General features: G+C 56.2%; 16 protein-coding genes and 2 pseudogenes. 5 read left to right on the top strand and 13 right to left on the bottom strand.

The genetic code is table 11. The features are described 5' to 3' along the window. Window positions 1-31: 31 nt before the first annotated feature. The 4 genes and pseudogenes from ttcA (C8C96_RS04945) to C8C96_RS04935 all read right to left on the bottom strand — a co-directional run bounded on the left by ttcA (C8C96_RS04945) (window position 32) and on the right by C8C96_RS04935 (window position 2,485). On the bottom strand, window positions 32-880 hold the full coding sequence (gene ttcA, locus C8C96_RS04945) for a tRNA 2-thiocytidine(32) synthetase TtcA (RefSeq protein ID WP_233584160.1): 849 nt from the start codon (window positions 878-880) through the stop codon (window positions 32-34). Between the two features lie 320 nt (window positions 881-1,200). Next, window positions 1,201-1,497, bottom strand: coding sequence for a transposase (locus tag C8C96_RS04940; protein ID WP_199737441.1), 297 nt, complete (start codon window positions 1,495-1,497; stop codon window positions 1,201-1,203). 263 nt (window positions 1,498-1,760) lie between these two features. Next, window positions 1,761-2,141 (bottom strand): annotated as a pseudogene (locus tag C8C96_RS25120) (IS3 family transposase); the annotation flags it as partial. Between the two features lie 41 nt (window positions 2,142-2,182). Further along, window positions 2,183-2,485, bottom strand: a complete 303-nt coding sequence (locus C8C96_RS04935) for a helix-turn-helix domain-containing protein (protein ID WP_121941639.1) — start codon at window positions 2,483-2,485, stop codon at window positions 2,183-2,185. A gap of 664 nt (window positions 2,486-3,149) precedes the next feature. Here C8C96_RS04935 and C8C96_RS04930 point away from each other — a divergent pair. Beyond that, window positions 3,150-3,599 carry an HAD domain-containing protein gene (locus C8C96_RS04930; RefSeq protein WP_121941638.1) on the top strand — a complete coding sequence of 150 codons (450 nt, stop codon included), beginning with the start codon at window positions 3,150-3,152 and terminating at the stop codon, window positions 3,597-3,599. Between the two features lie 56 nt (window positions 3,600-3,655). On the opposite strand, the gene ttcA (C8C96_RS04925) is transcribed toward C8C96_RS04930, so the two are convergent. The 9 genes and pseudogenes from ttcA (C8C96_RS04925) to C8C96_RS04890 form a co-directional block, all read right to left on the bottom strand. After that, window positions 3,656-4,621 (bottom strand): tRNA 2-thiocytidine(32) synthetase TtcA, encoded by a 966-nt coding sequence (ttcA, locus tag C8C96_RS04925; protein WP_121941637.1) that lies wholly within the window; start codon window positions 4,619-4,621, stop codon window positions 3,656-3,658. A 74-nt stretch (window positions 4,622-4,695) separates the two neighbouring features. Further along, the gene (locus C8C96_RS04920; RefSeq protein ID WP_147455650.1) at window positions 4,696-5,100 is read right to left on the bottom strand and encodes a hypothetical protein; all 405 of its coding nucleotides are present in this window, start codon (window positions 5,098-5,100) and stop codon (window positions 4,696-4,698) included. Between the two features lie 30 nt (window positions 5,101-5,130). Further along, the gene (locus C8C96_RS04915; protein ID WP_147455649.1) at window positions 5,131-7,557 is read right to left on the bottom strand and encodes a hypothetical protein; all 2,427 of its coding nucleotides are present in this window, start codon (window positions 7,555-7,557) and stop codon (window positions 5,131-5,133) included. Beyond that, window positions 7,517-9,094: a hypothetical protein gene (locus C8C96_RS04910; RefSeq protein WP_147455648.1), complete on the bottom strand. Its 1,578-nt coding sequence runs from the start codon at window positions 9,092-9,094 to the stop codon at window positions 7,517-7,519. The genes C8C96_RS04915 and C8C96_RS04910 overlap by 41 nt, the downstream gene beginning before the upstream one ends. Further along, a complete protein-coding gene (locus C8C96_RS04905; protein ID WP_121941633.1) occupies window positions 9,075-10,388 on the bottom strand; it encodes a site-specific integrase in 1,314 nt (437 codons plus the stop codon). The genes C8C96_RS04910 and C8C96_RS04905 overlap by 20 nt, the downstream gene beginning before the upstream one ends. Window positions 10,389-10,810: 422 nt before the next feature. Beyond that, window positions 10,811-10,988: pseudogene (locus C8C96_RS25115) on the bottom strand (IS5/IS1182 family transposase); the annotation flags it as partial. Between the two features lie 384 nt (window positions 10,989-11,372). Further along, entirely contained in the window at window positions 11,373-11,849 is a 477-nt protein-coding gene (gene tnpB / locus C8C96_RS04900; RefSeq protein ID WP_147455647.1) for an IS66 family insertion sequence element accessory protein TnpB, read from the bottom strand. Continuing rightward, window positions 11,846-12,259: a transposase gene (locus C8C96_RS04895; RefSeq protein ID WP_121943883.1), complete on the bottom strand. Its 414-nt coding sequence runs from the start codon at window positions 12,257-12,259 to the stop codon at window positions 11,846-11,848. Before C8C96_RS04895 ends, tnpB begins: the two co-directional genes overlap by 4 nt. Before the next feature lie 121 nt (window positions 12,260-12,380). Then, window positions 12,381-13,319 carry a LysR family transcriptional regulator gene (locus C8C96_RS04890; protein ID WP_121943881.1) on the bottom strand — a complete coding sequence of 313 codons (939 nt, stop codon included), beginning with the start codon at window positions 13,317-13,319 and terminating at the stop codon, window positions 12,381-12,383. A 145-nt stretch (window positions 13,320-13,464) separates the two neighbouring features. Here C8C96_RS04890 and C8C96_RS04885 point away from each other — a divergent pair, with 145 nt between their 5' ends. From C8C96_RS04885 to C8C96_RS04870, 4 genes are all read left to right on the top strand, one after another. Continuing rightward, window positions 13,465-14,352: an N-formylglutamate amidohydrolase gene (locus C8C96_RS04885; protein WP_121941632.1), complete on the top strand. Its 888-nt coding sequence runs from the start codon at window positions 13,465-13,467 to the stop codon at window positions 14,350-14,352. A gap of 7 nt (window positions 14,353-14,359) precedes the next feature. Continuing rightward, window positions 14,360-16,072, top strand: coding sequence for a M28 family metallopeptidase (locus tag C8C96_RS04880; protein WP_121941631.1), 1,713 nt, complete (start codon window positions 14,360-14,362; stop codon window positions 16,070-16,072). 33 nt (window positions 16,073-16,105) lie between these two features. Beyond that, window positions 16,106-17,092, top strand: a complete 987-nt coding sequence (locus C8C96_RS04875) for a tripartite tricarboxylate transporter substrate binding protein (RefSeq protein WP_147455646.1) — start codon at window positions 16,106-16,108, stop codon at window positions 17,090-17,092. Between the two features lie 112 nt (window positions 17,093-17,204). Then, on the top strand, window positions 17,205-18,284 hold the full coding sequence (locus tag C8C96_RS04870) for an isocitrate/isopropylmalate dehydrogenase family protein (protein WP_121941629.1): 1,080 nt from the start codon (window positions 17,205-17,207) through the stop codon (window positions 18,282-18,284). The last annotated feature ends 54 nt before the right edge of the window (window positions 18,285-18,338 follow it).

The raw sequence follows: 18,338 nt of genomic DNA, 5'->3' as shown, positions 1-18,338 counted from the left end.
GGCCCAATCTAAAAATCGTCGGGGGTCGGGTTCAGCGGGGCATCAGGGGCAGGCCCGCGAGCATGCCCACGGCCTGCGCAGGCAGTTCTTCGGCGTCAAAGGCCTTGTCACCATCGGCGTCGGCCACGCCGTTGGGTACCAACCCCTTGAAGTCGAACTGGCGCGCGTCCATGAAGTGCGAGGGCACCAAGTTGCGCAGCGCCACGGCCATGTTCTCGATGCGGCCGGGGTACAGCTGCTGCCAGTCGCGCAGCATCTGGCCGATCTGCTTGCGCTGCAGGTTCTCCTGGCTGCCGCACAGGGTGCAAGGAATGATGGGAAAGTTGCGAACCTCGGCCCAGCGGGTGAGGTCATCCTCGGCCACATAGGCCAGCGGGCGGATGATGAGGTGGTCGCCCCGGTCGCTCTGCACCTTGGGCGGCATGCCCTTGAGCTTGCCGCCGAAGAACATGTTGAGAAAGAAGGTCTGCAGCATGTCGTCGCGGTGGTGGCCCAACGCGATCTTGGTGCACCCCAGCTCGTCGGCCACGCGGTACAGGATGCCCCGGCGCAGCCGGCTGCACAGGCTGCACATGGTCTTACCTTCGGGGATGTGCTCCTTGACGACGCTGTAGGTGTCCTGCGTTTCGATGTGGAAGGGCACACCCACCTTCGTCAAATACTCCGGCAGCACATGGGCCGGAAAGCCAGGCTGCTTCTGGTCGAGGTTGACGGCGATCAGCTCGAACTTGTGGCCGTTGCGCTGCTGCAGCAAACGCAGCACGTCGAGCATAGCGTAGCTGTCTTTTCTTATTGGCACAAATTTTCTTATGAGAGACAGGCGTCTGCGGCTCTGACCCCTTGAAAACCTTCGCTGAACGTCTCGCCACAAACTTTCCATTTGTCTTCTATTGTAAAGATTGGGGTCTAGGTATATGTCACCCACGACTATTCCCCATAAAACCGTCGAAGCCGAGTGAATTCATCTGAATCGCCTTACATGGTCCGCCCAAGGAGAACAAGCTTTTGCGTCGTGATGACCTGAAGGGTTTGCTGCCTTACATCCGGGCTGTTGGTGCAGTGATTGCTGCTGACCATGATGGCTATTCGCGGCTGGGGTTCCTATCGTCTTGAGCAGTTGGTTGTGCCCTAGGGGCATGGCAATGCCGAACTCGGCCAGGATGCCTCGCAAGGCATTGGCTTGCATGATGCGCATCTTCATCATCTGACGGCGCATGCCATGCAGTGCCAGACAAGCTTGCTGCGCTCCCATTGCTGGGCAGGCAACAGCTTGACCTCACGTCCCAGCGCCCGGATCGTCCTGGCCCAGTAATGCAATGACCCGCAAGCTTCCATCGCCACCAGGCTGCGGTTGCATTTGGCGAAGAATTCTGTGAGTTTGGCGCGTTTGATTTTGCGTCGCTGAATCTCGCCCGACTCCACATCAAAGATGTGCAGTTGGAAAACCGGCTTCGCCAAGTCCAGATCAATGACGGGCAGATTCAGAATCGATTGCATGGTGGCCTCCAGGATCAGTGGTTGCGAGAGCTGCCACTCTGGCACTTTGCAACCGAACTTGCGACATCTGCCTCGCTTGTGCGGGATGACGACCGCACGTCAGCAGCAGTGGCAAAGGTGGGCGGACCATGCCATCTCCGGAAAGCGATGACGATTGATTCATGACACTCATTCGAGCGCTGCGAACTCCACGGCCTCATCGGTTTTCCTTGGCCATATAGAGCGTGCTCCAGGGCATCAAGAACGGAGTCCGTACGCCTTTAGCTGCTCACTCGCCCGCCCACTATGCAGCGGACAAACACGTCAATCACGAAGGCCAAGTATAGGAAGTCTTGCCAGGCCGGGACATAGGTGAAGCCTTGGTGCTCTGCCGTTACCAGTGGCGAATCGCAGGACATTGCCACACATCACACTGCGCATCCCCATGCCGCTCATCAGTCGCTCGACAGTACAGCGGGCTACGCTCACTCCTTCGCGGGCCAGTTTCGTCAGACCTTGTGGCGCCATTGACCTGCTTGTTGATCTGCCAGATGCGTTGGATCCGGCGTCAGCACTGCCTCGCGTTTGGCTCAGGCGCAGCGCTTATGGGGCTGACGCAGCAATGCTGCATGGCGCCGATACGCCGACAGGGCTACCTGCAGGACCTAGTAGAGTAGCCTGACCTCATATCCATCTGCCTAGCTGCCTATTTCGTCTCTTCTCGAAGCTCTGTAAGCTGGTGCTGTACCAAGATGAGGAGTTCATGGACGTCGTGCTTATCTATCGATTTCGAATATGCAAGCGTCAAGAGAGTTAGTGGGTGCACCTTCATCACGGAGGCAATCTCATCGAGCTTTTTAACCGTGGCGTTCTTGACCCCTCGTTCCAACCCACTCATGTAAGTGCGACTGGAGACGACACCAAAGTCCTCTTGTGTGAGCCCTCGCGCATTTCGAATGACCTTGAGTGCTTTCGGCAGGTGATTCGCGGGATGTCTTTGAAAAGGCATCCCTCGATTACCTTCAAATGACTACCATAGGACTACAATCTATAGTGTTCATTTCAAAATTTCCCGCATGATTTCCGTTTATGCCTCGGTCGAGTGCGCCGCTAGAGGCTCCCAAGGTCTACAGATCCCCGTCAGTACGTTGGCAACTCGCACCTTGTATCTATTGGTAGAGCTGACTGACCCTGTCTTGAATGGGCGGACAACGTGCATGTTCAGTTCGGTTCATGATGTCGCGGAGTTTGTGACGTTCTGCAGCGAGCATGAGCACTTCATCTCATCAGCCCGGATACTGACTCCTGGTGAGATAAATCTCACCGGTGTTTGGACTCTTGACGAACTTTGCACAATTTGGGAGGCGGATGAGCCTGAGTCTCCACGGCACAAGGCTATGGTGTATGAGATAGCCTCAGGGAAGTACTACGTAGATTCGCAATTCGACACTCCGATGAGAGATCTGGGGCGACTTGCCTGTCTTGTCGAATTTTCTGTCGAACCAATGACGTTTCGTGGCAGAAAAAGCCGTGTGCTCAAGATGCCTTCGACCAATCGAGCCGGCGCCGTCCCTGCTAGAGAAGGCTTTCACAAAGTTGGTTGACTTGCCAAAATTCAGCCTACCAAGAATCCCGAACTGGAGCAAAGAATCTGAAGATCAGGACTCTTCCCGTTGCGCACTTTGTTCTTAGACTTCGACGGGGTCTTGCACCCTGAGTTCTGCCACGAATCGAGGCATTTCAGTTGCTTATCAACTTTCGAGCAAGCGCTGCGCGTGACCCCCAACTGTGAGGTGGTGATAACTAGTACTTGGCGCCTCTATACCCCGTTGGACAGCCTGCGTTCCCGGTTTTCTTCGGACATTGCTCCCCGGATCATTGGGGCGACAGGGCAGTTCGGCCAATTGGAATCTATCCCTGATACCCTTCTGGGCTACGAGCGAGAAGCTGAATGCATTGCTTGGCTGCGCGCCAACGGTCGCGCTGCATCTCCATGGCTCGCCGTCGACGATCGGTCATGGCTTTTCCGGCCATTCAACCGATCCGTGTTTCTGATAGATGGCAGGACTGGCTTGACCATGGACAAGGCCGAGGAATTGATCACGCGATTGCGGAATCTGTAGTGGGTCACTTCTGCGTGGAAATCAACACGCACTAGGCGGTGCGTCACGCTTGAGTTCTAGAAATCAACCTGGCGAATCGGAACGCTCGTTTGAAAAACGTCTATCGAAGAGTCACGATCAAACAACATATCTCCTTGCGCTTTCGTGTACGCGACTCCGTTGAACGAATCGAAGTCGAACAAGCCCTGATCCATCAAGTGCGAAGGAACCACGCTAGAAATGGCAGAAAACATGCTGCGGATACGGTCGGGGTGCTCACGCTCCCATTCACGGATCAGCTGCTTCATCGCCTGCCGCTTCAAATTTGGTTGCGACCCGCACAGATTGCAGGGAATGATGGGGAAATTCATCGCAGCGGCATAGCGCTTGATGTCGGCCTCTTCGCAGTATGCAAGAGGCCGAATCACGACATTTCCACCATTGTCCGATCGAAGCTTGGGAGGCATAGCTTTAATCCGGCCTCCAAAGAACATGTTGAGCAAAAGCGTTTCGAGAATGTCGTCGCGATGATGACCAAGCGCAATCTTGGTCGCCCCGAGCTCTTCCGCAGTCTTGTAGAGTATTCCTCGTCTCAATCGTGAGCACAGGCTGCACGTCGTTTTACCGGGTGCCACCTTTTCCTTCACGATACTGTAAGTGTCCTGCTCCACAATCCTAAATGGTACTTTGCGAGCCGCGAGATAGTTGGGCAATACGTCCTCAGGGAAGCCGGGCTGCTTCTGATCGAGATTCACAGCAACAACATCGAAATTGATCGAAGAGGCCTGCTTAAGGTGAAGCAGTGTCTCCAGCATTGTGTAAGAGTCGGCCCCCCCAGAAAGACAAGCCATCACCAGATCTCCGTCTTCAAGAAGTCCAAAGTCTCGCACTGCACGCGCAGTCAGTCTGCGAATTTTCTTCTCAGTTTGCTCCACAATGCGCGCACTTTCGAAACTACTCACCAAGAAGTCGTGAGTGTTTTCCGACTTGTGAGTCGAGACGTTGGAGGCGTTTTGCAGAAGAGTATTCGTTCCGAGTTTCATAAAAAGAAGTTGCCTTGCACGGCGCCAGCCCCCCCAAGCGCGGAGATCCCTTCGGCCTTGGGCCTACGCGCTTACTACCTGTAGGCAGACTGGTCAGCCGTATTGTTGGGAAGCGGGTCTACAAGCAGATGCGCCCCGCCCGCTAGTAGCGATGCGTTGTAAAGAAGTTGTCTATGCCTAAACGCTAGATTGTCGTACTTCATCTGGAGCTCGCGGTTTGCTGCGAGCGTTGACTCCAACAAATCGTTTACATCGCTGTCAGATCGTCGCTTTCCCATCGGCGGAGTCTTTCGCGATTCCTTCTTCGCCAGCCAAGCGAGCTGAATGTCTTCATTTGCCTGCAACGCTTGGCGCGACCACACTTGATCACCGAGCTCCAGCGAACTGCCAATGGACAACCGGACGGCCTCCCAGGTCAATGCCCCACCCTTCCACGTTCGGATCAGGTTGACAATGTGAGAAACATCGCTATTCGTCATCTTTCGCATTTTTGCCTTCTCTTTTCCACCTCAGGTTAAGTCAGCTCGAAGAAGACTCAACCGGGCCGCGTCAGACAGAGCTGTTGGCGCCGCATCAAAGGTCACTAACGTCCCAGCTGTGATTCTGTCGTCTGCTTCGAGTGCGAGGATTTCATCGCAACGCTTCACCGTCTCGTCCAGTTGGCGGACCTGCTTTTCAATCGAGCGGGCTTGAGGACTCGCCAAAAGTTTCTTCTTACCGATTTCGATCGAGCGAAGCGACTCCGCTTTCAAATCCCTAATCACAGGCAATCGCCTTGCGTCTCCCTTGCGCCAAACATGTGCATCGCACCTCATGCAGTCGCCGAATTGCGGGCAGGGGTTCATTGACCAGTCGGTCCGACAACCTCCGATCTCTGTAGCGTGTTTTGGTGCAGCACTCTCCAACAGGAAGGTTCTTCGCTCGACAATTCGGGCACGTGGAGGAGCCTGCTCTTCTACCGGTCCAACAACTTCGAAATCGCTTTCTGGGTCGAAGGTCTCGACAGACTGGCGCAAAATTTGCTGAGGTGTTCGATAGTCGTAATGTGCCCCCTGCCAACCCGTTTTCCGTCCCGCTAGTTCATCGACTAGAGGCCGACTTGCTCCAGCTAGCAACGCTTCCGTGTGAAAGAATTTTCGGGTTTGATGGACAGAAATGGATGGGTACTTGCCATTCTCAAGCCTGACATTCGTCTTCATGAATAGCAGTGGCGGGTAGCGGCTGGTGCCTGAGATCCAACGGTTCAAAATCGTGATTGGGACAAGCATCGGTAGCCACCAAGACGCGACCTGGTCTCCGGCCATCACATTCGAATCACGGCCTGCAGCGTAGTAAACGGCCAGCGCTTCATCCAACCGAACTTTCCGATCTTTGGTAGCGTACGGCCAGTGGGGAAACTTTTGCTGATACTTGAATTGTCTTAGCAACCAATCTTTCAATTCGTTCGTGGCGACGAATTCTTCCGGCTGCCTGGCTAGCCCTGATTCAAACAGCGCATCCAAATCGGCGACAAGTTCTAGCGAGGGCTTTTTGGGCCCCCACTTTCGTACGATGACACGATGCACAAGCTGTGCCCTCTCGGCAGACGGCGGTATCGCTAGAGTGACGCCATGACGCTTGTAGATTGCCTCCACCTCCCGAATCGGAACGACCGCCTTGCTCCATTGGGAGGCGCAGTCGAAAATGTCGCCCGGTAAGTCGACAAAGCACTTCTTCTTCAGTTCGACAAAGCGCTGACCAAAACGCTGATCCGGCGATGTTAGTCCCATCAATTTGCCAACTTGGCGCGCGTTGAGGTGCTCATTCGCCAGTAGTTCTCGAAAGCGTTGCGGGACGAACAGCTCCGAAATGCCCGCAGGGCTCTTCGGGCTCTGATGTGTGTAGAAGGCAAATGCTTCCCGTGCCTCTTCCGAGAAGTTTTTGACTATGTCGAACTGCTCTTGTGCGATCTCGTTCAGCTTCTTCGGCACTGGCAATATTTGATCGACATCCAACTTGGGACGGGAAACCCGCAGGCGGAGTCGCCCGGGCTGATCAGGATCTTCGAACAGAGCATCTCGCCGAAGACTTTGAAGGTCCGAAGCACGCATTGAAGTAGTTGACAATGTCAGGCCAATTAGTGCGGACATGAACGTACTGGTGTTTTCTTTCCCCATCTGGTCCACTGTGCGCCGATAGGCCAGTCCCACTGCGGCAACCTCTTCTCCAGTAAGCGAGCCTTTTGGCCCATCCTTCTGGACGCTTGCCTTCTTCTCTGCCTTACCAAACCTCTTAGGCGCGGGAACTGGTGACTCGAACGAGAATGATCCGGCGATAAGCCGAAAGCCGGGGAACACGCCGTGACTCTTGTCACCCTTGAAACGCCCACCGCTTTGAATCAATTTGCTGATGTGCTCAAGAGCCTTTCCCACGTCGAACTTGCTGGATGCGTCCATGGAAGATCGAAGCAAGAACTGCCCGGCTCGTACAAAAGTCAGATGTGTCAACAACGCTGGATTCGCATCGCCTTCGTTCAGATCTCGCAGCATCTTCTCTAGGATGCACAGCGCTGTTACGGAGGGCTTTGGCGGCGATCGCAACTGACGCAACTCACAGTACACATTAATGTAGGTCTTTGCGAAGGTAAGAAATGGGCCGGCCTCTATCACCGCACCAGGCACCAGCACACGCGGCTCCGATTTGTGCCGCGGGGCAAAGTACAGGTCGCGCTGACCCCAGTACTCAGGCCGGACAAACCAACTGCGAATCGTCGCGTGCGAATGCGGTGTCAGCTTCGCCGCGTACTGAAACCAGGGCGCCTGTTGGTCATAAGCTTGAACATGGTAGTTGCTGAACCCTGCGCCCCCCCCAGGTTCACCCCACCTGGCAAACTTTTCAAAGCGACAACCAATGCTGTCAGTTTTTGCTAGCACAAGCGGAATTTTTATCTGCAGCATTTTTTGCCTTCTCGTCGATGAGCTTGATGACCGTTCGTACAGCGACCAATATATTGCTGCGTAGGTTCACTGCACTCTCGTTCAGCCCCGCGGTCCTTGCCCGTGTCTGTTCTTCGACCAGCAGTGCCTCGACCTGCCTGTGTGGCCCGTCGTCGAACGCCTCAAATCGCGGGCATCCGTAGCAAGCAAGACACGCGAGCGCCTCACAGGGCTCCCGGCCACACGCACCAACCGGAGCGTCGAGGCGCAAGTCCGAGATTTCGTGTTCAACATCTCTGTATGTTGATTGATCTTTGCTTACGATCTTTCCAGAAAAGGCATCAGCAATGAGCGTGTGTGCCGATTCAAGCTGCTCTTCATACAACTCGAAAGCCTCATCGGTCAGGTTCACATAGTGGCCAAGGGAAATCGTAGAGGTTTGAAAACCCGCGTAGGCGAGCATTTCTTTCGAAGCGCCTTTCTGCGATAGATGAGTCAACTTCGTGTGCTTGAACCTACGTGCAAAGAAGTCATCCGGGCTATAACCTCTGCTCATTTGATCCGCAAGATCCTTTCGAGAACTTTTGATCAAGTTTGAAACGTTGAGGGATTTCGCCTCCAGCTCATACGCCGAGCCGTACCCCTTGCGCACGCTGAACAACGACCAATCACTTGGAGGTGGATTACCAAGGATCGACGAGACGAAATCGAAATGATCTCCAATCGCGACAGCCAAAGCACTGGATAGCCGATGAGCCGTCGTGTAGTCTCGAGCGCTCGTTCCAGCCTGCTTGACCATTGGAACGTTAACAAGTACTGATTGCAGACGTCCTTGTTCATCGCGCACTAGCTTAAAGTCTCCAAACTTCAGAAGACGCATCTGCGAAGGTCTCATGGCTTCGCTGATGAGAAGCCGCCAAGCCAAATGTGTTTGTGGATCGAATTTTCCGGATAGATAGAGTTGAGAAAGTACCGATAGCATCGACTGAACCTCCCGCATTGAAAATGGTCGTTCAGTCGGTTCGGAGTTTTGAATCTCAATCGTTGACCGAGGCTTTGGCGGCGCGACATGTTTGAGGTGATCGACCAACTCGTTCTCCAAGCCCGGCGCGTCAATATCTATCATGTGCAGGAGCGCCGACCTGAGCAGTTTGATCTGCGAGGCCTGCTTCTGGCTCGTGTACCAGACATACATTTTCTGAGTGATGGTCGAGATGCGTCGTCCGCTCAGCTCCGAAGAGATAGTTCGTCCGAAGAGACTCAGTTCACCTAGCCATCGCCTCACCGTTGAGCTCTTTCGTTTTCCGTCAAGAGCGTCCAATAGGGACGCAGTAAGTGCCAACCGCGTTTCCTGCGAAAAGCAAGCGAACGATTTGCGGAAGTCCATACCCACAGAGCCGACCTCATCAGAAGGGACACTCATTGAGTCCAAGTCAACCTGGACAAATGTCTTTCCATCTATCGAATAGACCCGTAACGGCACGTCGGCGATGCGTCGCAATCGTTCTGGATCAAGCGGCTTCTGGTAACCAGGAAATTTAAGAGTGTCGTTGGCCAAGAAACGCATCCCTTTCTTCAATCAACTTCGCGGTCTCCTCCATAAGACTACGAAGCGTGTAATGAGCAGGCATTGATGATGAGTCGGACCACCTTCCTCGCTGAAGGAGTACGTCGCGGATTTGCTGGGCAGTTCTGCCTTTTTGAACTGATGAGTCATGAACCTCGGTCATATGGGTGTGGCGTAGCAGATGCGGCGAGACGTCACTAGGCAGGCCCGGCAAGTGTTTCAGTTTGGCGCCAATACGATTCAGGTTGCGCTGAGTGATAGGCCTACCGACATTCCGACCACTATGACAAACGAATAGATATGGTGTTTCAACCGAACGACTCACTCTATCGACGGCGTCGCGACGAGGGCCGAGAATGTAGTCAACCAGCGCCGCCCCCAATCTCGCAGGGATAGGAACGTCACCCGGCCTAGTCTTCACCGACGGCTCATATATGCGTGCGTCCTCCGGATCATTGGGCCGACGCACCACTGAAACCATGCAGATTTCATGGTCCCCACGCAGGCGGAATCGATCATTTAGATCTTCGACTTTGAGCTTCAAAAGCTCCCCAGCTCGGAGTCCTTGCAGAAGAAGTTCAACGATCAATCGGTCGCGCGCGCCATGTACTCCGTTTCCGAAATGGGATGAGCTCCGAAGTGCATTCCGCAGTTCCTGTGCAGCCTCCGGAGCCAATGCAATGGGCCCAGGTTGCTTGGAGTTGGCGGAAATTCGTTTACTGAACTCGCGTTGCAGGAACGCGCGGTTGCCTTCGGCTTGTGCAGATGCTTCAATTTCCGGGGTCCCGGCGGGATTGGCCAAAGTAGTGGTAAGCCACTGAACGTAGCGACAGATATTGCGCAGCCTCCGATTGCGGAGTGCCGCTGAAACTGCCCGCCCAATCTGCATTTGTGCGACGCCCCTGGATGCCGCATCTGCAGCTACTGAGATGGCGCTGGCGGTTCCTTGGCACCAGCGAGAAAGGTCAATGATTTCCTGCGGTGAAAGCGCCTGAACACCTTGAGCAGCACGGCGCTCTGGCGAGATCCAACTCCGTGCGGCTTTCTCGCGCATCCGGCACCAATCGCAGAAGAATGCAATGTCAGCAGCGACAGAAAGCTGCGTGTTGCGAGACTTGGTAGAGAACTCGTGATCGAGATATGCCACCGGTAACTCCATTAGCAGCCCGCTGGAGCGGCGAAAGAGATACACGCGTCTCACACCGCCCCGCGCACTGCCTAACCCGTTGGGGTCGATGAGCACTCGAGTAGTGACAGCAGGAAGAGATCTTTCGGAGTTCGACATGGATTCTCAAGAAGCTGCCGAATGCTCCATTGAAGTGACATAGGAAGTCCAGAGCGTACTTGCACTGTTTTCTTACAAATCGAGTAATACTTTGTTTAAATAGCAGGGCCTGCTGAAAAGCAGTCTAAAGAAAAGAACACAGTTTCGATACTCGGCATGCCGCAGAACTTGCTGCGGAAACAAAGTCTCGAAACGTGTTGAACTGTGAGCCGCCCCGGGTTTCAGCGGAGGCTCAACACTCTGAGAGGATTGAGCCATGAAGAAGACAAACAAGTTCTCGCCTGAGGTGCGCGAGCGTGCCGTGAGGATGACCTTCACCTCGGGTACCTCGATGCAGCAAAGCGGTCTCTAAACGCTGAACACGAAACCTGAATACATGTCAGCCGCCAGAACTGTCGATTAAATAGAACTCGTTTCTCCGGTACCTTCACGTAGCCAACCTGCTGCTCGAGTACCCCGAGCGGGCGCTCTACCTTGGCTTGGATGCCAGCCTTGGTGCGTTCACATCGGTCGATCAGCGCATCGATAGGGGAAGGCACGGCACAACCCTGGGCGCAGGGCTACATACCAGAGTACGGTCTTGTTGGCCTCGGGTCGCTTAAGAACTCGCTACCATGCAGAATAGGCGTAAGCAACCGGCCAACACAGGTTGACGGTGAATTCCACCTAGTCCCTCGCTACAGAATGAGCTCTCGCAGGCAAGATTCGATACCATATTGGCGCACTAGCTCACATCGAACCATGCTCAAGAAGCCACTTACCCGCAAGTCCATCCTCAACGCGTTTTCCTCCTTGGCATTGAACCAAGAGGCTGTACAGATTGATTCCGATGGATCAGAGGCGGTCGTAGATGGAGAATGGTCCCACGCTAAATTGGTTCAAACCTTTAAGCAGCTGGGCTTTGTCTCTTTGAGCCACGGACACGCATTTGTCAATGAGAGTGCCACAGTAGGCATCGTGCTTCAGGGTGTAAGTAACGATTCTTCAGCAAATCGATTTCGCACCTTCAACTTTGAGATTCAAGCACGTTCTCTCGTAGAGGCCCGCAGCAAAAGCAGTGATACGAGCATTCGACTCTTTTAAGTAAACGCGCGGCAAGCCTATCTTGGCGAGGTGTTGGGGCGCAAAGATGAGGGTGATGACGCCAGCCTCACCAATGCGCTGCCACGGCAGGCCTAGCACGAGCGCGTCGAGTTGCTCACGCTGCAGGCATTGCTGCGCCGTGCCGCCTGGTGAGGGCCAATAGAAGCGGCCTTGGTGCAACCGGCGTGTGGCCAGCCAGATGCCCATGCCGTCGTGCACCAACACCTTCAAACGCGTGCCGCGCTTGTTGGCAAACAGGTAGGCCGTGTGCGGGTGTGCCGCACCGAACACCGCCACCACCCGCGCCAAAGCCGTCTCAGTGCCCGCACGCATGTCCATGGGCGTGATGGCCAGCCAGACGGCGTCGATGCGGATCACTTGAGCACCGCCGCCGCCCACTGCGCAAAGTGCGCAAAATCGGCCGCTACGTGCATGGGCCAAGTGACGGTCATGGACAGGGGCCCCTTGCGCAGTTCGACCTTGAGCTCGGCCGGAACGGCCTCAGTGGTAGGGTTGGACAGGCACAGGGGGATGAACTTTGGCATCGAAGGTGATGGTGGCGGCGCGATGGAGGGCTGCGATGCGATGGGCTGGTGGCATCCAGTACGCTCATGCTCCTTGAGCCAGCGGTGCAGTACGTTGGCGTTCATTCCATGGCTGTTGGCCAGGGCAGCGATGGAGGTTCCGGGTTGTTGGCAGGCGGCCACAAGTTCTGCCTTGAAGGCTGGTGTGTAGGTCCGATGGGTGCGCCTGGCCGTGTATCTCGCAATGTCTGAGTCTTTGAGCATGGTGTGCACGATGGGTTGCGTGCACACCATGTTGCGAGACGGAGAGAGTCACATCAAGATGGGTTTGCCGCGCGCTTACGAATAGGCAATCGAGGCACTTTAGACACCTCCCAACGATCTGCTACACCGAATTGTTTTTCGAAGTCAGTGTCGCGTACCCATGCGCGACTGCAGTCGATTGAACCGAATCCAACAGCAGGGACGCAAGGCTTTTCCACAGCCCGTCCAATGGTGCATCCTCGCGAATCGCCCAAGCTAAACGGAATGTGATCGCGGGCACGAATTTTCGGAAGACCACCGGCGAGCGCTGACAATAGCTGGCAACTAAGCCATTCACAACGGACACGCCAAGACCAGCCGCCACAAACTGTAGACCTGCCTCGACCGAGTCCACTTCGGCAACCACGCGAGGTAGCACCCGCGCCTGCTGAAATAGCGGATGCATCGCGTGTCCGGGGCCGTTGCGCCGTCCAAGCAATACAAGAGGCTCATCCTCCAAGTCGCGGGGGGCGATCTGTTCTTTGGCCTCCAATCGATGGCCACGTGGCAGTGCGCAAACCGCTTTGGCTTCTATCTGAGCAACAAAGCGAAGCCCCGGCGTTTCCACTGGCAGGCGCAGCAGCGCCACGTCAGCCTCGCGCCCAAGCAATGCCAGCGCAGCTTCCGGATAGAACCTGGAGAGCACTTCGACAACTACATCCGGATGCCGAGCCATAAAGGCACTGGTCACAGCTGGCATCATTTCGATAGCAAGCGTGTTTGGCACGGCAACCCTTACAAGCCTGCGCTTGAATCCACCCAATCGTAGCTGCTCCGAGTGTCTGCGAAATCCCTGAGCCGATTCCGCTAGGCGTTCTGCATCCGACATAAGGGCATTTGCTTCGGGCGTCGGCAACAGTCGGCCTTTCTCGCGGACAAAAAGGCGGACGCCGAGTTCCTCCTCCAACTGACCCAGCATTCGGCTGACCGCCGACTGAGAAAGACCCAGCCGCTCAGCAGCGGCAATCGTCGATCCGCTAAGCATGACGGACTGAAAGGCTTCGATATGGCGTAGGTTCATTTGGGCGTTAAAGCAGAATGAAATGCGATGCACATTGTGCGTGCTGCGGGAATTTCATAGGCCAATGACGCTTTTGCATATGGTTGGAGCGCCCAGGGATCGTCGATATAAACAGGTTTGAAACCCCAAAACACCTGTCACAACAATGCCCTACGAAATTGCTCCCAGTGCAAATCCGCCAGTTTCGGCGCTCGTTCTTGATTCGCCTCACAGCTGGGGAGACTGGCCAAGCGATGTGGCCACTGCTGCTCCGCAGGATATTGTGCGTACCAGCTGGGACGCGTTTGTAGGCGATCTCTGGAGCAGTGCGGCACATGGGCGTGCGCCTGTACTGATGGCACGCTTCCATCGCTCCTTCATCGACGCGAACCGTGCTCGTGATGATATCGATCCAGAGCTACTGACGGATGCCTGGCCCGGCCCACTGAATCCCACGAAGAAGTCGAAGAATGGGCAAGGCCTGATTCGTCGCGATGCGGTACCCGGCATCCCCATGTACGCGGCGAAGCTATCCGCGCATGAAGTGCAGCAGCGCATCACGCGGTACTACGACCCCTACCACGCGGCCCTGGCTCGATTGATCGACGCTGCCTATCTGCGACATGGCTTCACCTGCCATATCGACTGCCATTCCATGAAGTCGCAAGGCAATGCAATGAATGAGGACAACGGGCAGGATCGGCCTGATTTCGTTGTCAGCGACCTGGATGGAGCGACCGCGAACCCCGCATTGACGCAGTACGTGGCGCAAAGCCTGACCCAGCTCGGCTACCGCGTGCAGGTGAACTATCCCTACAAAGGCGCCGAGCTGATACGTCGCTACAGCGATCCGACGCGTGGCCGCCATTCAGTGCAGGTCGAGATCAAGCGTGGCCTCTATATGGACGAGCGCAGCTTCAAGCGGAACGCTGGTTACGCACAACTGGAGGCCAACCTCCATTCATTCACAAGCCAACTACTCCGAGAGCTGGATGGCACTTTGGGCGCGCAGCTAAGAAGCCGCGAAGCCGCATCTACCCCCACCACCGCCTGAGAAACCCATGCTCACTCCCTTTGAAACAGATCTGCTTGCCCGCGTTCGAAGCGACGCCGCCTGGCAACTCGTTGAAACCTACTCGCATACAAGGCGGGAACTGCCGGATGAGTTCGAGCGGGGCGCCGCCATCCTCGCCGAAAGGCTCGACGCATTGGGTTTGCCAGTGCGCCAGGATCGGCCGAGCCTTTACCTTGGTGTGCCCCGCAGTGCCACCATCCAGTGCAATGGCAAGAGCTATGCCACCAAGGCAACCGCGTTGTCGCCGCAGCAAGCACCCTTGACTGCGCCCCTGATCCACGTCCCAGCACGCGACGGGGCGAGCCGCCACCACACAAACGACCCCGCATTGATCTTCGGTGACGGCCATACGAGGGAGACACTGCGTGCCAAAGTAGCGGGCAAGGTCGTGTTGACCGAGGGCTTGTCCAACCCTGGGCGCTCAGAGTTACTGGAGGCGCTCGGTGCGCTGGCCATCATCACGATCAATCCTGGCAAAGCTGTACATTGGGGCGCAAGCTCCGTGGTGTGGGGCAACCCTACCTTGGACGACGTGGATCGACTGCCCGGCATCGTTTCCATGGCTGTAAACCGGGAGGATGGGCATGCGTTAGTCGCTGAAGCTGTTCGCGGTGCCACCATTACCGTCTCTGCTGACGTGCTGCATGGTTGGTTTCCGCAGACCGTCACAACTGTCGACATCCCTGCGGGGTCAGGTGACACCGGCGAATTCGTGTTGCTGCATGGTCAACATGATTCCTGGGACCTCGGCGTTGGAGACAACGCGACGGGCAACGGTGTGATGATGGAAGTTGCCCGCGCGTTGCACGGAATGCGGGACCATCTGAAGCGAGGCATCCGCATTGCTTGGTGGCCAGGCCACTCGGCAGGTCGCTATGCCGGAAGCACCTGGTATGCGGATCAATACGCTTTCGATCTGCGGGCTGGGTGCGTGGCGCACCTCAATTGCGACTCGCCAGGCTGCAAGGATGCGACAGACTACCAAGTGCTGCGGGGGATGGCGGAGACCCAACCGCTGATCGCCGGTGCCGTTGCAGACCTGTTTCAGCAAACCTGCAGTCTGGAACGACCCAGTCGGGGCGGTGACTACTCCTTCAACAACTTGGGCCTCTCCGGCGCTCTCGTGTCCTCGTCCATGGTGCCTGCAGCAGAGCGCCAGCGGCGTGGTTGGTATTCGGTGGGCGGTAACGGAGGCAGTCCGACCTGGCATACGGAAGATGATCGCATGGAGGTAGCAGATCGCAGTGTTCTGGAAAACGATACGCGCCTCTACACGTTGTTGGCCGCCCGCTTGGCGTGCGAAGAAACCCCGATGCTCGACTACCGGCTCCCGCTCACAGACATCGCGCGAAGCCTGGATAGCGTTGCTCTGCACGCTGGCGCGGCCGTTGATCTGCAGCCGCATCGCCGACTACTTCAGGCACTTTCCAGCGGTGTGGCGCAAGCCTATGGTGAAGGGTCGGCGCGTCCCGACGCGGCCCGTTGGCAGGGTCTGAAAAATGCTTCGCGCTCGATCGTACGGATGGGCTATTGCGAACGCGGAATTTTCGAACAAGACGCCGCCTTCGCTACTCCACTCGTACCGGCATTGCGCTCAGCTACACGGTCGGAGGAAGGTGGGTCAGCCCACGTCAGCTTGCAGCGCGGCGCCAACCAAATGCGCCACGAACTCGAATGTGCCTTGGCTGCTCTTTCCTGAAATCTTGAGCTTTTCAATTCCGGAGAATCTATCGTGAACTCAAGACGTCAATTTCTTTCCACGGTCGCATGCGCCTCGCTGTCGACAGCTTCGCTTAGCACTTTTGCCCAGAGCGATTGGCCGACGAAGCCTGTAAAGCTGATCGTTCCTTTCACTGCAGGCGGCGTGACAGATCTCGTGACCCGCATCGTGGCTGAGGGCATGCGCAAGCATATGCCAGGCGCAAATTTTGTGGTGGATAACAGGCCAGGCGTAGGCGGCAATCTTGGTGCGTCTTTGGTCGCCAACGGTCCGCCAGATGGCTACACGCTGGTGGCTGGCACGCTCTCAACGTATGCGCTGAACGCCGGCCTATACAGCAACTTGGGGCACGATCCCCGCAAAGACTTGGTTGCAGTTGGGATGATGGCAACCGCGCCGTTTTGTATCGTCGTCCACCCCGCACTGGGTGTTAGGGACCTCAAAAGCTTCATCGCGTTGCTTAAGGCCAACCCTGGGAAATACAACTTCGGTTCTGCCGGGAACGGAACGTCAGGGCACGTCGCCCTTCATCTGTTACTACAAAAAATCGGGGCACAAGCGCAGCACATTCCGTATAGGGGCACGTCCCAACTGATGACCGACTTGCTAGCCAACAACGTCCAGTTCGTGGTCGCATCGCCTTCCGTGATTCAGGATCATCTCAAGGATGGAAAGCTGGTTGCCTTAGCTGCCGTCTCGCCAACTCGCATGTCGGTGCTGCCACAGGTTCCTACGGTCGCAGAAGCGGGACTGAAAGACTATGACGTCTATTCGTGGAACTGCCTGTTCGCACCTGCGAAAACGCCTGCTGCGGTGGTGCAGAGGTTGCATGCTGCCGTCGCCGCGACACTCAAAGACCCCTCCGTTCGGAGTCGGCTGGAGCAGCAGGGGACGTTCCCGATTGACGGGCTAAGCCTCGCAGACACCGACCGCTATGTGCGCAAGGAGTACGAAAGGTGGGTTCCGTTCGTTAAGCAGATGGGACTAAAGGCGGAATAGCTTTCTAGTCATCTCTAGATCTTTCCCTAGGTAGGCACTTCCATGTGTGCATCGGCAGCTTGACTGCTGAAGCGCGAGCGTGCCCGGATCTAACTAAATCCGCGAAAGTTTTATGAAAATCGTTGTACTTCCAGGGGATGGTATTGGCCCTGAAACAATGGCTGTTGCAGTCGATGTGCTGCAGACCGTCGCCCATCGTTTCGAACTTCCCGTTGAACTGGACCATGACGTCACCGGCCATACCAGCCTGAAGCGCCATGGCGCCACTGTCACGCCATCTCTGCTGCAGAAGGTCCGCGCGGCCGATGGCTTGATGCTCGGGCCCACCGCTACCTATGACTTTAAGGACGAAAGCAAAGGCGAAATCAACCCATCCAAGTTCTTCCGCAAAGAACTGGACCTCTACGCAAATATTCGCCCTGCGCGCACCTACGCTGGATTGCAGAACAAGTTCGGTTCCTTCGATCTCGTGATCGTTCGCGAGAACACTGAGGGCTTCTACGCCGACCGCAATATCGCCTCAGGCGGCAGCGAGATGCTGATCACACCGGACGTGGTGGTATCGCTGCGCCGGATCACACGTCTTTGCTGTGAGCGAATCGCACGCTCGGCGTTTGTCCTTGCAATGGAGCGCGGCAAGCATGTGAGCATCGTGCACAAGGCTAATGTGCTGCGCGTGGCAGATGGCATGTTCATCGATATTTGCCGCGCAGTAGCTAGCGAGTTTCCTGAGGTGCGTGTGGACGACTTTCTGGTCGACGCGATGATGGCGCACGTAGTGCGTGCGCCTGAACGCTTCGATGTGGTCGTCACCACAAACATGTTCGGCGACATCCTGTCAGACCTGACGGCGGAACTCTCCGGCAGCCTTGGCCTAGGTGGCTCGCTTAACGCAGGGGACAACCATGCAATGGGCCAGGCACAACACGGATCAGCACCCGACATTGCGGGCCAGGACATCGCTAATCCCTTCTCGCTCATCCTATCCGCCGGCCAATTGCTTGCGTGGCACGGCCAGCGCACCAGTCAAACACGCTTCGTAGAAGCCGCCAACGCCATTGAGAAGGCAGTTGCGGAAGCCATTGTCGCTGGCGAGTGCACGCGTGATGTTGGCGGTGCACTGGGCACCGCGGCGACCGGACGGGCCATTGTTCAACGTCTGGCTCTGCCCATTTCGATGGGAAAAAGTTGACCCGCATCAGAACCGGTGAGTACTCATTGGCGCTGTGAAAACGGATGCCCCCGC

Source organism: Acidovorax sp. 100, assembly GCF_003688355.1.
Lineage (GTDB): Bacteria > Pseudomonadota > Gammaproteobacteria > Burkholderiales > Burkholderiaceae_C > Acidovorax > Acidovorax delafieldii.
The sequence above is the reverse complement of the archived record's forward strand: the minus strand, read 5'-3'. Positions and strand labels throughout refer to the sequence as shown.

Bases quoted from the DNA above. Each gene is read 5' to 3' on its own strand.
- C8C96_RS04920 (WP_147455650.1), bottom strand. From the start codon at position 5,100: ATGACGAATAGCGATGTTTCTCACATTGTCAACCTGATCCGAACGTGG.
- ttcA (WP_233584160.1), bottom strand. From the start codon at position 880: ATGGAAAGTTTGTGGCGAGACGTTCAGCGAAGGTTTTCAAGGGGTCAG.
- C8C96_RS04895 (WP_121943883.1), bottom strand. From the start codon at position 12,259: ATGCTCAAAGACTCAGACATTGCGAGATACACGGCCAGGCGCACCCAT.
- C8C96_RS04915 (WP_147455649.1), bottom strand. From the start codon at position 7,557: ATGCTGCAGATAAAAATTCCGCTTGTGCTAGCAAAAACTGACAGCATT.
- C8C96_RS04880 (WP_121941631.1), top strand. From the start codon at position 14,360: ATGCTCACTCCCTTTGAAACAGATCTGCTTGCCCGCGTTCGAAGCGAC.
- C8C96_RS04870 (WP_121941629.1), top strand. From the start codon at position 17,205: ATGAAAATCGTTGTACTTCCAGGGGATGGTATTGGCCCTGAAACAATG.
- C8C96_RS04905 (WP_121941633.1), bottom strand. From the start codon at position 10,388: ATGTCGAACTCCGAAAGATCTCTTCCTGCTGTCACTACTCGAGTGCTC.
- C8C96_RS04885 (WP_121941632.1), top strand. From the start codon at position 13,465: ATGCCCTACGAAATTGCTCCCAGTGCAAATCCGCCAGTTTCGGCGCTC.
- C8C96_RS04890 (WP_121943881.1), bottom strand. From the start codon at position 13,319: ATGAACCTACGCCATATCGAAGCCTTTCAGTCCGTCATGCTTAGCGGA.
- ttcA (WP_121941637.1), bottom strand. From the start codon at position 4,621: ATGAAACTCGGAACGAATACTCTTCTGCAAAACGCCTCCAACGTCTCG.
- C8C96_RS04940 (WP_199737441.1), bottom strand. From the start codon at position 1,497: ATGCAATCGATTCTGAATCTGCCCGTCATTGATCTGGACTTGGCGAAG.
- C8C96_RS04935 (WP_121941639.1), bottom strand. From the start codon at position 2,485: ATGCCTTTTCAAAGACATCCCGCGAATCACCTGCCGAAAGCACTCAAG.